12 protein-coding genes are annotated in these 13,535 nt (G+C 37.7%); 4 read left to right on the top strand and 8 right to left on the bottom strand.

Going from position 1 to position 13,535, the window contains the following annotated elements; all coding sequences use genetic code 11:
- Position 1 precedes the first annotated feature (1 nt).
- Positions 2 to 1,582, bottom strand: a complete 1,581-nt coding sequence (locus AAEU33_RS15125; protein WP_345988516.1) for an ATP-dependent DNA ligase — start codon at positions 1,580 to 1,582, stop codon at positions 2 to 4.
- Entirely contained in the window at positions 1,579 to 2,601 is a 1,023-nt protein-coding gene (locus tag AAEU33_RS15120) for a ligase-associated DNA damage response exonuclease (protein WP_345988514.1), read from the bottom strand. The genes AAEU33_RS15125 and AAEU33_RS15120 overlap by 4 nt, the downstream gene beginning before the upstream one ends.
- 216 nt (positions 2,602 to 2,817) lie before the next feature.
- Between AAEU33_RS15120 and AAEU33_RS15115 the strand changes: the two genes are divergently transcribed.
- The 4 genes from AAEU33_RS15115 (at position 2,818) to AAEU33_RS15100 (ending at position 5,429) form a co-directional block, all read left to right on the top strand.
- Positions 2,818 to 3,606 (top strand): SDR family oxidoreductase, encoded by a 789-nt coding sequence (locus AAEU33_RS15115; RefSeq protein WP_172282821.1) that lies wholly within the window; start codon positions 2,818 to 2,820, stop codon positions 3,604 to 3,606.
- 72 nt (positions 3,607 to 3,678) lie between these two features.
- Positions 3,679 to 4,080 carry a heme-binding protein gene (locus AAEU33_RS15110; RefSeq protein WP_345988512.1) on the top strand — a complete coding sequence of 134 codons (402 nt, stop codon included), beginning with the start codon at positions 3,679 to 3,681 and terminating at the stop codon, positions 4,078 to 4,080.
- A 197-nt stretch (positions 4,081 to 4,277) separates the two neighbouring features.
- On the top strand, positions 4,278 to 4,922 hold the full coding sequence (locus AAEU33_RS15105; RefSeq protein ID WP_345988510.1) for an AraC family transcriptional regulator: 645 nt from the start codon (positions 4,278 to 4,280) through the stop codon (positions 4,920 to 4,922).
- 6 nt (positions 4,923 to 4,928) lie between these two features.
- Positions 4,929 to 5,429, top strand: coding sequence for a hypothetical protein (locus tag AAEU33_RS15100; protein ID WP_345988508.1), 501 nt, complete (start codon positions 4,929 to 4,931; stop codon positions 5,427 to 5,429).
- 23 nt (positions 5,430 to 5,452) lie between these two features.
- On the opposite strand, the gene AAEU33_RS15095 is transcribed toward AAEU33_RS15100, so the two are convergent.
- From AAEU33_RS15095 to AAEU33_RS15070, 6 genes are all read right to left on the bottom strand, one after another.
- A complete protein-coding gene (locus AAEU33_RS15095; protein WP_172282815.1) occupies positions 5,453 to 6,367 on the bottom strand; it encodes a helix-turn-helix transcriptional regulator in 915 nt (304 codons plus the stop codon).
- Between the two features lie 29 nt (positions 6,368 to 6,396).
- Positions 6,397 to 6,651: an Atu4866 domain-containing protein gene (locus AAEU33_RS15090; protein WP_345988505.1), complete on the bottom strand. Its 255-nt coding sequence runs from the start codon at positions 6,649 to 6,651 to the stop codon at positions 6,397 to 6,399.
- A gap of 7 nt (positions 6,652 to 6,658) precedes the next feature.
- Positions 6,659 to 7,510: an SDR family NAD(P)-dependent oxidoreductase gene (locus AAEU33_RS15085; RefSeq protein WP_345988503.1), complete on the bottom strand. Its 852-nt coding sequence runs from the start codon at positions 7,508 to 7,510 to the stop codon at positions 6,659 to 6,661.
- A gap of 271 nt (positions 7,511 to 7,781) precedes the next feature.
- Complete coding sequence (locus AAEU33_RS15080; RefSeq protein ID WP_345988501.1) at positions 7,782 to 9,209, bottom strand: alpha-L-fucosidase; 1,428 nt, start codon at positions 9,207 to 9,209, stop codon at positions 7,782 to 7,784.
- A 44-nt stretch (positions 9,210 to 9,253) separates the two neighbouring features.
- Entirely contained in the window at positions 9,254 to 11,392 is a 2,139-nt protein-coding gene (locus AAEU33_RS15075; RefSeq protein WP_345988499.1) for a glycoside hydrolase family 2 TIM barrel-domain containing protein, read from the bottom strand.
- Positions 11,393 to 11,460: 68 nt separating this feature from the next.
- On the bottom strand, positions 11,461 to 13,527 hold the full coding sequence (locus AAEU33_RS15070; RefSeq protein ID WP_345988497.1) for a polysaccharide lyase family 8 super-sandwich domain-containing protein: 2,067 nt from the start codon (positions 13,525 to 13,527) through the stop codon (positions 11,461 to 11,463).
- Positions 13,528 to 13,535: the final 8 nt, after the last annotated feature.

The raw sequence follows: 13,535 nt of genomic DNA, 5'->3' as shown, positions 1-13,535 counted from the left end.
ACTATTGTATCAGTTTTTTTATTTCTTCAAGATCATCAATTTCATCTACCGTTTTGTCTTTCCGCCATCTTACGATTCTCGGAAAACGTAGAGCCACCCCGCTTTTATGCCTGCTGCTGAAACCTATTCCTTCAAAAGCAATTTCAAAAACAAGTTCAGCCTTTACAGTCCGGACAGGACCGAATTTTTCAATCGCATTCTTATTAACAAACCTGCTTACTTCCATGATCTCCTTATCCGTTAATCCTGAATAAGCCTTAGCAATTGTTACCAGTGAATCTCCATTTTTAACTGCAAAACTGTAGTCGGTATAGTAAGCACTTCGTCGGCCACTTCCTTTTTGAGCATAGATCAGCACTGCGTCAATGGTCATGGGATTGATCTTCCATTTCCACCAATCTCCTTTTTTCCGTCCTGAATGATACGGAGAGTCCTTTTGTTTAAGCATTAAACCCTCACTATTAATATCCCTTGAGCTTTCCCTGATCTGATCCAGTTCCGCCCATTTTTCAAAATCAACGATTGCTGACAGCTTTAATTTTTCGGGATTTTCATTCAGGAATAATTCTTCGAGCATTGCTCTTCTGGCTGAGATAGGTTTTTCGCGCAGATCATTTCCTTCAAGCTCAATAAGATCATAGGCAAATACTTCGATAGGAACATCAGTAAGCATTTTTTTGGTGACATTTTTACGGTTTAACCTTTTCTGTAATTCATTAAAGTTTAAAACTTTATCATCCCTTACCGCAAGTATTTCTCCATCTATGACAAAATTCCCCTGCATGGCCTTTACAGACTCTGCAATTTCAGGAAATTGTTCTGTTACCAACTCTTCACCCCGGGACCAGATGAATACTTCATCATTTCTCCTGATGATCTGCCCGCGGATTCCATCCCACTTGTATTCGACGAGCCATTCATCCGGATCTCCCAATTCCGAAAGCTCTTTCTCCAAAGGATAGGCAAGACAAAATGGATAAGGACGTGAATTATCTGTATTTACTTTTTCGGCAGAGATCAGTTCCTGAAAAGAAACTTCACCGGGATTCCATTTCCCCATCATACTGTGCATTAGTGCACTGGCTTCCTGTCCGGAATACTTGGTAAGCGCATTAATCAGTGTTTTATCCGATACGCCGATCCTGAAGCTTCCGCCCAGTAATTTATTGAATATTAATCGTTCCGTATAATCCAGCCCATTCCACGATTCTAAGACAAACTCTTTTTTCTCAGCTTCTGTCTTTTCTTTTAAGTTCACAATATCATTCATCCACTGTGAAAGACTTCGTTCTATTTTTTCGGTAGGTTGCGGAAGAATCAGAGAAAGTGTTTCTCCAAGATCCCCGACAGAAGAGTAGCTTTCCTGAAAAAGCCAGAAAGGCAGCTTTGTAATCTCCAAAGCCCATTCTTTCATATAATTTGTATTGACATTCCTTTTGGGTCTTTTGCCTGTAAATAAGGCAATAAACCAAACTTTATCTTCATCAGGAGCACGCTCAAGATAATCAATGATCGCATCAATTTTGGCATTGGTTTTATTGGTGCTTTCCAAAGCGTTGATCAGTTCTGCAAAATGTCTCATGATTCGGGGTTTTCAATGATTTCTTTTTCAGCCTCTTCTTCATCGTCGCCAAATTGGGTGGCTACCACATCCGCCTTAATTCCTATTTCATTTAAGTATTTTGAAAAAACTTCAGTCTGGCCATGGGTTACATGTACTATTTCAGCTTCAGTAGCTTTTACAGCTTGTAACAATCCACCCCAATCCGCATGGTCACTCATTGCAAACCCTGCATCAGCACTCCGCCATCTTCTGGCCCCCCGAACCTGCATCCAGCCGGAGCAAATTGCCGTAGCGGCATCAGGTATTTTGCGGATAATATTGGTATCCAGTAAAGCAGGCGGAACAATGACAATTTCACCCTGCAGGTGTTTTATGCTTTCTCTGAAATCCGGGATTTCATACTCAGGCAGGACGATTCCGGCACTTTCAAATGCTTCGTTAAGCTTTCCGATAGAGTAGTGGACATGTATTTTCCCCAGACCTTCTACAGCTTTCATGATACGCTGAGCTTTTCCAAGAGAATATCCTACAAAAACTGAAGTCTTGGAATTTTCCTTATTTCTCAACACCCAGTTCTGAAGCTTTTTATTAAGATCTTCAATATCCAGCCAATTATAGATGGGAAGTCCGAAGGTACTCTCAGTAACAAATTCATTACACCTTACCAATTCAAAGGGTGTACTTAATCCATCATCCTGAACCTTATAATCTCCGGAAATCACGCTTACATATCCTTTATATTCTAACCTGACCTGGGCAGAGCCGATAATATGTCCGGCAGGATGAAGGGAAACTTTTACTCCATTGATCGTGGTAACTTCTCCATATCCTACACTCTGACATTCGATATCGGGACCAATTCTCTGGTATAAAATAGGTTTTGTAAAATCATGGCAAAAATACTTCTTCATTCCCCAACGGGCATGATCAGCATGGCCATGCGTTATAACCGCAAGATCTACAGGACGCCACGGATCTATGTAAAACTGACCCTGGGGGCAGTATATTCCTTTTTTTGTGAATGTAATTAGTTTCAAATGAGGTATATTTTGTTATCGATAAAAGATATAATGCTTTTATAGCGATTTGGTTTAATTTATCATTCAAAAAGCTGACCAATTATCATTAAATCATGAAAAATAATCATTTTTCAGTGTGAACTTCCCAGCAATAAAACATTGGACTTTTCACCAATAAACAAAGACTGTATAAATCTGAAATTTGCCTTATGACTAACCCATAAAAAGTACAAAATGAATAAGACAATTTTAATTACTGGAGCAGCAAGCGGATTTGGAAAAATAGCAGCTTTCGATTTAGCAAGAAAAGGACACCATGTAATTGCTACAACACAGGTATACCCCCAGATGAGCGACATGATCCGTGAAGCCAAAGAGCAAGGGGTAGAAATGACTGTTGATAAACTGGATGTTACCAATTCAAGAGATATCGCTTATATCTTAAAAAAATATGATATTGATATTTTAATAAGCAACGCCGGTATTATGGAAGGCGGACCTATTGCTGAACAGCCTTTGGATCTTATCCGTTCAATGTTTGAGGTGAATGTATTCGGGGCTTTGGAACTCGCTCAGGGATTCATTAAAAAATTCGTTCAAAAGAAAAGCGGAAAAATAGTATTTACCTCTTCTATGGGAGGTTTGTGGACGGTTCCGTACGTGGCAGCATACTGTGCATCAAAACATGCTCTGGAAGCTATAGCTGAGGGCTTAAAGACAGAACTGGCTCCTTTTAACATCAAAATTGCAACATGCAATCCGGGAGTATTCGGAACCGGTTTTAACGACAGGGGAGTGGATTCCATAAGACATTGGTATGATCCTAAAGAAAACTTCACTCCGGAATCTGCTTTTGCAGGAGCTGAAGAATCATTAGCCCATCAATTGGATCCTCAATCTATGGCAGATGTTATTGTAAATGTTACGTTGGATGACCATAGCAACTTCAGAAATTTACATCCAAAGGAAACCGAGGATTTTGTAAAACAATTACAAACTGAAGCCTGGAGCGCAAAGAGCTAAAAACACAGTTACTTATAGAATGCATGAATATTATTGTTCATGCATTCATTCTCCCATTTAAATTTAAACGACATGAATATTACTTATCACGAAGCAACAAAAGCGTTAAACGAATCAATTAAAAAAGCAGAAACACTTGGTATTCCCGTAAGCATCACCGTTGTAGATACCGGAGGATATCTGGTTTCTTTTGCCCGCTTAGACAGTGTATACGGAGTGATAGATTTTGCCATAAAAAAAGCAAGAACGGCCGTTATGTTCGGAGTAGACACGGAGGTAATGGGAACCATCATTGCTGGCGCAGACATTCACGGATATGGTATGCTGAATTCAAACGGCGGTCTCCTTACGATTGCCGGCGGCGTAGTCATCAGGAATGAAAAAGGGGATATAATAGGTGCTATCGCGTCTTCAGGAGGTACTGTGGAGCAGGATAGAGAAATAGCACTTGAAGGAGCCTCTTCTATTTTTTAAATTTTGCATATTTGTATAATGGCTCCACAATCTGAAATATTATTTAATCAACTGGTGTATTCCTGTGCATTTGAAAAACACACAGGGGACATGAGGAATTTATTCCTGATCATTTCCTTGGTTTTCAGCTGTCTGGTGAAACCCACGCTTTCCATGATCAGGGGAAAACCGTTATAAGGGAAAATACAGTGGTTCTGGTGAGAAAAAACCAGCTGATCAGGACCATAAAATATCCTGCCAAAAGTGCAAAATACCAATTTATTTCTATAACACTGGATAAAGAAACTTTACGGCAATATGCCGCTGAAAATAAAGTAGTAACAGACGATGTATTCCATAATAACAAGAAAATATTCTTTGAATCGGATGCATTCTTTTCGAATTATTTTATTTCGCTTACTCCTTACATCGATAAAACAAAAACAATTAGCTCCAATCTTGCTTCCTTAAAAGTGAAAGAAGCTATTGAGCTTATTTTACAGAGCAATCCTGATTTTAAAAATCTGCTTTTTGATTTTTCCGATCCCCATAAAACGGACCTGAAGGAATTTATGAATAAGAATTTTATCTTTAATCTTTCTATAGATGCCTTTGCAAAGCTGACAGGACGCAGCCTTTCAGGCTTCAAGCGTGATTTTCAGAAGACATTCAATATGCCTCCTAAAAAATGGCTTAAGGAAAAAAGGTTACAGGAAGCGTATTATCTTATCAAACATAAAAATAAAAAACCGGCTGACATCTATCTGGATCTTGGATTTGAAAACCTGTCCCATTTCTATTATTCATTTAAAGAAAAATATGGTCTTACTACTTCTGAAATTTCACCACAGTCAGTATCCTGATGTATTATGATGAATTATATTCAGCAACTTCATCATTGGGCAAAAGGGGATCTGCTTCAGGCTAAAATCATGTTGGCCTGGGCCTTTATTTTTTGTATACCGCTCATCTGCTATTGTTTTAAAATCAATAAAATCTTTTATAAGGGTCTCATTATTCCATTAATTTTACTGGCCATCATGCTTTTAGGGTATGGTAGCTATTTATTGATCACAAAAGACAAAGAGGTTCGCAAAATAGAACAGCAATATTTAGAAAATCAAAAGAGAATTATTAGTAAAGAGCATTCCAAAGGAAAAGCCAACAGTAAAAGTTATGTCGTTTTTAAAACAATCTGGAGTTCATTGCTGCTGGTTTCCATTATAATCTACCTTCTGGCAAGCGGTATGTATATAAAAGGTTTTTCAGCAGGGTGTATTATTCTGTTTTTAACTTTATCGATTACAGATACCTTATTTCATGCCAGGCTGAATGTTTATCTTTCTTTTTTACAAGAACTTAGCAAGTAAAAGGTAAACATAGAAACAATCTTTTATGAAAAAAACTTTCTGAATTCCAATGGGGATTGGGCTGTCTTCTGTTTAAAAAGTTTACTGAAAGATTGCGGATGCTCAAAACCCAATTCATAGGCAATTTCGCTAACGGACAGACTGGTTGTGCTTAGCCGTTCCTTTGCATAGTCGATAAGCCTGTTCTGAATATGGTTCTGCGTGCTTTGCTGAGTGTGAATACGCAACAGACTTCCCAGATAATTAGGAGAAATATTCATTTCTTCAGCAATAGCTTTCACTGTAGGCAAACCATTGCTAATGATCCGTTCATGATCAAAGAATTTAGAAATTGTTTGTTCAAAACGTTCTATGACTTCATGATTGGATTTTTTCCTGGTCAGGAACTGTCTTTCATAAAAACGTTCGGAATATATGAGAAGTAGTTCTATCTGTGCGATGATCAGGTCCTGGGTAAATTTATCGATATTAGACCGGTATTCTTTTTCTATATTCAGCAGAATTTCTACAATAGCTTTTTCCTCTTTGTCTGAAAGAAATAAAGCTTCATTCACTGCATATTGGAAAAAATCATAAGATTTGATCTTTTTGGCAAGTGACGTATTCCACAGAAAATCGGGATGGATCAGAAGTATCCAGCCTGTAGGTTCCACTTTAGCATTCTGATTGATCTCCACCTTTAAAAACTGTAAAGGAGAAACAAATGATAAAACCCCGGAATCAAAATCATACTCCTGCTGTCCGTAGTTAAATTTAGCATTAACATTCCGCTTTAAACCAATAGAATAAAAATTCTGAATCCATTTCATTTCATCATCCTTCACAGGGTAAGAAACCCTGCTATAATCAATCAGACTGATCAGCGGATGTTCAGGTCCTTCAAGATTACAAAAATGATGAAACTCGGAAATCGAATTAAAGCGAAATGTTTTTTCCATATCTTATACTATGATGCTAAATTAGTGAATCAATTTTCTTTGTACAAAATCATACCTCCATGATATAATATCCCTTCTTTAAACTCTCCGTCAGCTGTAAATCCTGTGTCATCTTTATAATCAATATGATTACCTGAAACGATATAACTTCCCTGATAAGCACTTTCTCTTGAGCCACGTGCTTCATCATACCGGTTGTCCGGCAGCAATTCATGACGGACGTACCCATCCTCTGTTACCCACATTCCGATGTATTCTTTTGTTTCTTCGATGGTCTTATTCATTTTTATATTATGAAAGTTCTGTGTATGCGGTAGACAATGTGTAATTTTTCCACTGTTCCGCATCTTGGTTAATCATATTTATTTTATTTTTAAGTATATCATAGGCATCATTTCCCAGCAATAAATGCACTGGTGGCTGAGCCTCCTTACTTATGGCAATAAGCACTTCAGCAGCCTTCTCCGGATCGTTGGCCTGGTTTCCATTAATCGTATCAAGGTGTAATTGCTCAGATTCACGGGCTGCTTCGTATGCTTTAATGGTATTTTTAGGTGTCCTTACAGAACCTTTAGCAAGAAAATCTGTGCGGAAATAGCCCGGATAAACCACTGTAGCTTTTACGCCGAAAGCTTTAGCTTCTTCAGCAAGCGCTTCAGTGAATCCTGCAACAGCAAATTTAGTAGAACAATAAATTCCCCAACCCGGAAAACTTCCAAATAAACCTCCTACAGAAGCAATGTTAAATATATTTCCGGAACCCTGATTCCGTAAATAAGGCATAACATTTCTGATCACATTTAAGGAGCCAAATACGTTCACATCAAAATTTTCTCTGGCTTCTTCGTCCGATAATTCTTCCAGAGTACCTATCTGGCCATATCCTGCATTATTGACAATAACATCCAATTGTCCGAAATGTGCAATGCTTTTTTCCACAGCCTCTTTTACGCTGGAATTATCTTGTAAATTAACTTCCAATGGTAAAAATGCATCAGAGGCATCACCTATTTCTTTAACCAAAGATTCGGCATTCCGGCTTGTCGCTGCAACGCGGTATCCTTCACTTAATAATTTTCTTACCAGACTAAGCCCCAAACCTTTTGAAGCGCCTGTAACAAACCATACTTTTTTTGTTTCCATTTTTTTATTTTTTTGATCTTAATTGATGATACAAAGATCATAAGGAAATCAAAATTTAAGATAACCCGATCAACTAAAAATGTAATCAAATAGTGAATGGTAATTTTTATTGATTTAGATTCTTCGCTTCCTTCTGAAATCGAAGATGATTCGTAGCTGATAACGACTGAGTATGGTTTTTCAAGGATTGTCCTTTCCAATAATTTGAGAAATATCTTATTATTTCTAATTGAATTTAACCGAAAAGATCAATATTTAAACAATTGAAAAACTATGTTTTTGCATCGATGTATTTATTTTTATTCTCATTAATTGTATCCAGAACAATAACAAAAGGTTCTGAGAACGATTGTTGTGGCAAATAAAGATTAACCTGTTTTTTGGCTATTTCTTTAACAGTGATGGGAACATCAGGTTTTTCTAAGAATGAAGCTTTACTAATTGTTATGCCTTCCGGAGTTTGAATTTTTAGAATTCCTGAAATGGGAATATTAAAAACAACAGCATACAGTTTTCCGGTTGTTTCATTTTGTGTAAAATATCCCCAGTCCTGTCGTGGCCAGCCTTTTGCATGTCCGGCATTGTATATGGCAGCACTGTTTATTTTCATCCAGTTTCCAATATGTTCAGCTATTTGTTGTTCTTCTATTCGTATCGTTCCGTCTGGTTTTGGTCCGAAATTCAAAAGAAAATTTCCGCCTAATGAAGTGGTTTGCACCAACATTTCAATAAGCTCAAGGGGCGTTTTAGTATAGCTTATATCCCATTTTTTATGATATCCCCATTGATTTTCGGGAATGGTCATACAAGCCTCCCAATCGCGGTGAATAACCTGAGTATCTGTAGGAGAGGGTAGTCTTCGTTCGTATCCTGATTCATAATCTCCCATCATCTTTCCATTGGAATCAAAATGACGTGCTCCATAGTCATCAGCCCTTAATCGACTGTTCACTACAACCTCCGGACGAATGGATTTGAGCATTTGTTCTACCTGTAATGTCCACCATCCATTTTTCTTTATGGATTGATCCCAGGTTCCATCAAACCAAAATCCTTTTACACTCGGATAATTCTCTGCAAGTTCTTTGAGCTGGTTTTGTGCAAAAGTAAGATACCTCGAAAATGCGATACTATCTTCTTTGGTTTTAATATCATATCTCCAGTCAGGATGGTGCCAGTCTAAGACGGAATAATAGAAATTAACGTCAATCCCTTCTGAATTGTAGGCATCCACTAATGCTTTGATAATATCTTTTTTATACGGAGTGTTTCCAATATTAAACTTGGTATATTGGGTTGGCCATAAACAAAAGCCTTCATGATGTTTTGTGGTAATAGTCATATATTTAACACCCATTTTCTTTGCCATCTTTGCCCAGGTTTTCGGGTCAAATTTTACGGGATTAAATTGATATTGTAGTGAATCCCAGGTCGAATTAGGAATATGGGCACTTGATTTCAGGAACTCTGCAGCATAGGTATATGTTTTACCTTTCCATTCTCCTCCGGGAATAGCATACAGACCCCAATGAATAAATTGCCCAAAACGATTGCTCCGCCATTTTTGCATAGCTGCATCTGTCCGTTTGCCTTCATATTGTGCTCCGTACTTAAGCAACTTCTTTTTATGATTTTGTCCTATTAATGAAAGAGATCCTATTAAAAAAAAGATCAATAGATATTGTTTAGGTAATTGCATCTCATTAGTTTTTTAAGATTATACGAATGAATAAGAGTCCATTGCTATTTCAAATTCCAATATACCTCGTCGGTATATGTTTTGCCTCCTTTTTTTACCTGAACATTGATTTTGTTTCTACCTTTTTTTAAAGAAACATTTTTGAATAGAAAATGGACAGCTGTCGTACCCGTTTCAGGATCTGATATTTTTCGTCCATTAATCTTTAAAGCGGGAACTCCAATATTAGAATATACAGTAATAGTTGTAGTGGCTTCTGTACGTTCGACCAGTCTTCTATCCGAAATATACAATACAGGCTGTGTACTCCAGTTGGCTTTATACCAATAAAAAACATCTTTTTTTGTTTTCCGGTCAAAGGTGACCAATCCTTTCATATTTCTGGCAGGAATACCTCCGCGGCTCCAAAGAGGTACTGCAAAATCAAACATATTCCACAAATAGCTGCCGACCAGGTAAGAGGATCTGGATATTGCTCCCCATTGTATTTCATGCATTCGTGTTTCCCGTTGTTCGGGAAAGAACGTTCCATTTACAGGATTAAATTCCAACGGTAGTGTTTCAGCTTGCTGGAAGATATTACCATCAGCACCATACTCAGATAAAATTATTTTATTAGAAGGGTAGTCTTGCTCAAGTTTCTTCATCCATTTTTCCAGATCAGTGGTTGCTCCTTCATACCATCCATAGTAACGATTCATTCCTTGTAAATCTCCTTCTCCATTTTCCGGTCGTTCCATGGTTCCATATCCATTTACACTTACCGTATACCGTCCGGGATCTTCTGTTTTTGACAGATCGTGCAATGCTGCGGTTACCTGGCTTACATAGCCTCCGGCATTTTTTTCATAAACTTCGTTATGCATTCCCCAAACATAGATAGAAGGATGATTGAAGTTTTGCCGGATAAGCTCTTTCATCTGCTGCAAAGCATTGTCTTTTTCCTGTCCAGTCGTTGTATTGACAAATGGAATTTCTGCCCAGATCAAAAAACCAATACTATCACTTTTTGCATACACATATTCAGATTGTTGGTAATGTGCCAATCGAATTGAATTGGCTCCTATATCACGGATGTCTTCGAGATCTTCGGCATGCTGTTTATTACTCAATGCGCTCCCGAAACCCCAACGATCCTGATGTCTTGTCACTCCGTGAATCTTTATTTTTTTATTATTCAAGGAGAAGCCATTTTCTTTACTGATCTCAATGTGACGGATACCAAGAGGCTGAGAAACTTCATCTATTACATTCCCTTGCTTTTTAACCTGTACGGTTACTTTATAGAGATAGGGATCTTCCAAACCATTCCATAAATGGGGCTTTTGCATCTGTATATTCTGACAATAACGTTGTAAACCCTGTGCAGTTACTGTTACAGGAAGTTCAGCTGATTGAATAACTTGTCCCTCCCGGTTATGAATATTAGCTAATAAAGCAGCTTGTTGTGGCTGCCCGGTCTTATTGTTCAGCTCTGTACAAACAGATACATCCGCCTGGTTTTCAGAAACATTTTTTTGATGAATATAAATCCCCGGTCCTGCATAATTATCGACACTTATATTCAGAGGATCAGTAATAATTAACGAAACCGGACGGTAGATGCCACCATATATTCCGAACAGCTGGTGATTAACAGGGATCACATCCGGTCTAGCTTCATTATTAGCCACTACCTGTAAGGTATTGATTTCATCCCATCGAAGCCATGATGAAATATCAAAAGAAAATGCACTATAGGCTCCTTTATGCTCTCCAACCATTTTATTATTAATCAGAACTTTTGCCACATTGCCCACTCCCTCAAAACGGATGAATACCCGTTTACCTTTCCACGCCGGATCTGCTTTGAACTGTTTTTCGTAAACAGCATTACCCTGGTAAAAATCTTTGCCCAACTGCATATCTTCTCTATTCCAGGTATGAGGAATCGTGACCTGAGACCAAACCGTATCTGAAACCTTTTTAACTTTCTGAATGTCAGTTTTATGAAATTTCCAATCGGTATTCCATGAAATAACCTGGCGGCCTTGTGAAAAAAGGGGCACAGTTTTTAAAATCATTAAACCTATAAGAATGCCTAACATGATTTTTCTGATCATAAAGTGTACTTTTACTATTGGTAACTCTGTTGTATTTTTTTTTGCAAATTTTCTAAAATGTCTTTCTACACTATACATCATTTTCAATTTTTTAATCGTGCGTATATATTTTCTGATATGCAATTCCATTTATTTTATGTTCTGTCCATTTATAAGACATCTACCATGATTGTATCTTTTGTTTTTTCTTTTTTATCGGGACTCGAGGCATAAATTTTCCTGCGATGCTTATTATTAAGATGTTCGATGATCAGATTACAGGCTTTATCTACGGTAATAGTACGATCATTTAACTGGAGCTTTCCGGGTTGATAAAAAACCGCTTGCAGGCTTTGAGTAGATTTTTCATATACTGCTTGTATCTCATTGTCATTTTTTAAAATACAAATATCTTGTTGCCCTGCTATCCTTCGAGCCTTTCTATATCTGATCTGAGGGTAGATGATGTATTCATAGTCTGCTTGGTTAGGATGTACACCATGGTCTATCCACAATTTAAAAACTTTTTTGCTTTGAGCCTCCATATCATCAGGATCTTTACTCCCACAAGCAATGCTATTCCATGAGCCGGATTGTATTGCATGAGAAAAGAAAATCGTTTCCTTTTTAGGAAAAATATAAGCGGTATTGTTATGATACAAACCGGAACCTTCCAGTTGTATTTTCTCATCTTGTGCTTCTATTTTGTGTATAGAGTTTGGTCCCAGTTGGTAAACATCTCCCTTTGCCCAGTTTTGTTCGACGCTGGTAACCACACGCTCTTTGGCGTCAGAAGAAATCCCCGTTCCTAATGCTACGATTTTATCTTCGAACATAAACCAGGATTTTCGGGCATTTGTTTTAAATTGGTTTTGCATATCAAAAACAAAATTTCCTATTTTCCCATTGGTTACTCCTCCTGAAAAAGTAGAAGTACCATACGTGATATAATCGGTAGCTGGGATAATCTCCTTTTGTGGAGCAGTAGTGCCTGGAATTTTAGCCCAATCCCATATCGGATAGATGTTATAATACTCATTTCCATCAATCAAGAGGGTAGTAGAGCCTATAGAACGATATCCTCCTTTGTTATTTTCACCATTTCCCATATGGCCATAGGTACCACAGTAATCAGTTTCTGCCTGGGCAGTATGGATAGAAGAACCTTTGACAGAAAATAAAAATCTTTTATTTTGTACAGAGGCAAAGTCAGTACGCCAATAGTTTGAAAATACTTGTTTGATATGATAACCGGGGTCTTTTTTCTCTAAAATTCTTGCCAAAGCGTCATCATAAGTACTCTTATATTCGGGATCAATCCTTTTCATTTTTTCCAGATAAGGAATTAAATCTATGGCATCAGTAAAATTTTTCCGGCTTATTTGTCGACCAAAGGTATTATGATTGATATAACGTCCGCGAATCTGAGCCAATATTCCCTTCCGAACAAAATTGGATAAGATACGGAGATGTCTTTCTTTCATCTTAAAAGCCGTTTCACGGGTGATATAGCCAATAGAAGCCTGCCCTTTGAAATATTCAGAGCCATATCCAAAAATATGAAGCATAATATCGTGCTGTGCATAAGAGAAATCAGGTTGTATTCCTTCCTTATCCGTAGTCACATTGACACTATACATTCCCTCGATCGCTTTCATAGTGATTTCAGGATCTTGCTTAAGTATTCCTATGAAAAAAAGATGCATATCAAAATCTATCTTATTGACTCCGGTAGTTCCATTGAATCGTCTGACATTCATTTTTTCAATAAGGCTATCCTGAAGAACGGGAGCTAGCTTTTGTGCTCCTGTCTGCTGCATCATAACCAGAATCAAACCCAATGTTCTTGGAGTGCCAATTTCATTATGCCACCAATTGGTGCTGCGGCATTCATGCTGATTCCAATACGATAAAGCCGTTGAAATCTTTTCGAAAATAGAAAAATCCCCTTTAAGGCTACTCCAGGGAGCAGTATAAGCTATGGTTAACATTTTTACTCGCTGAAGGTGTTGTGCGGGAGGCCATGGACTACGTACCTTACTGGTATAGTCTATATCTTTCCAAAATCCATTCTGGAGCAATTGACTAAAGCTTTTCGTATCGTTAAGTAATTGACTTCTATTATTTATGTTTTCCCACTGTTCCTCCACTATACGCAGTCTGATGACTTCAAAATCATTGCCCCGGTACAGAAGAATTCCAAGCAAAAAAAGGATAATACCCATTCTTTCTCTCATAATTACTG

The sequence above is a fragment of the Chryseobacterium sp. Chry.R1 genome (assembly GCF_039645525.1).
GTDB classification, from domain to species: Bacteria; Bacteroidota; Bacteroidia; order Flavobacteriales; family Weeksellaceae; genus Chryseobacterium; species Chryseobacterium proteolyticum.
The sequence above is the reverse complement of the archived record's forward strand: the minus strand, read 5'-3'. Positions and strand labels throughout refer to the sequence as shown.

Bases quoted from the DNA above. Each gene is read 5' to 3' on its own strand.
- AAEU33_RS15070 (WP_345988497.1), bottom strand. From the start codon at position 13,527: ATGAGAGAAAGAATGGGTATTATCCTTTTTTTGCTTGGAATTCTTCTG.
- AAEU33_RS15085 (WP_345988503.1), bottom strand. From the start codon at position 7,510: ATGGAAACAAAAAAAGTATGGTTTGTTACAGGCGCTTCAAAAGGTTTG.
- AAEU33_RS15110 (WP_345988512.1), top strand. From the start codon at position 3,679: ATGAATATTACTTATCACGAAGCAACAAAAGCGTTAAACGAATCAATT.
- AAEU33_RS15075 (WP_345988499.1), bottom strand. From the start codon at position 11,392: ATGATGTATAGTGTAGAAAGACATTTTAGAAAATTTGCAAAAAAAAAT.
- AAEU33_RS15090 (WP_345988505.1), bottom strand. From the start codon at position 6,651: ATGAATAAGACCATCGAAGAAACAAAAGAATACATCGGAATGTGGGTA.
- AAEU33_RS15115 (WP_172282821.1), top strand. From the start codon at position 2,818: ATGAATAAGACAATTTTAATTACTGGAGCAGCAAGCGGATTTGGAAAA.
- AAEU33_RS15080 (WP_345988501.1), bottom strand. From the start codon at position 9,209: ATGCAATTACCTAAACAATATCTATTGATCTTTTTTTTAATAGGATCT.
- AAEU33_RS15095 (WP_172282815.1), bottom strand. From the start codon at position 6,367: ATGGAAAAAACATTTCGCTTTAATTCGATTTCCGAGTTTCATCATTTT.
- AAEU33_RS15125 (WP_345988516.1), bottom strand. From the start codon at position 1,582: ATGAGACATTTTGCAGAACTGATCAACGCTTTGGAAAGCACCAATAAA.
- AAEU33_RS15100 (WP_345988508.1), top strand. From the start codon at position 4,929: ATGATGAATTATATTCAGCAACTTCATCATTGGGCAAAAGGGGATCTG.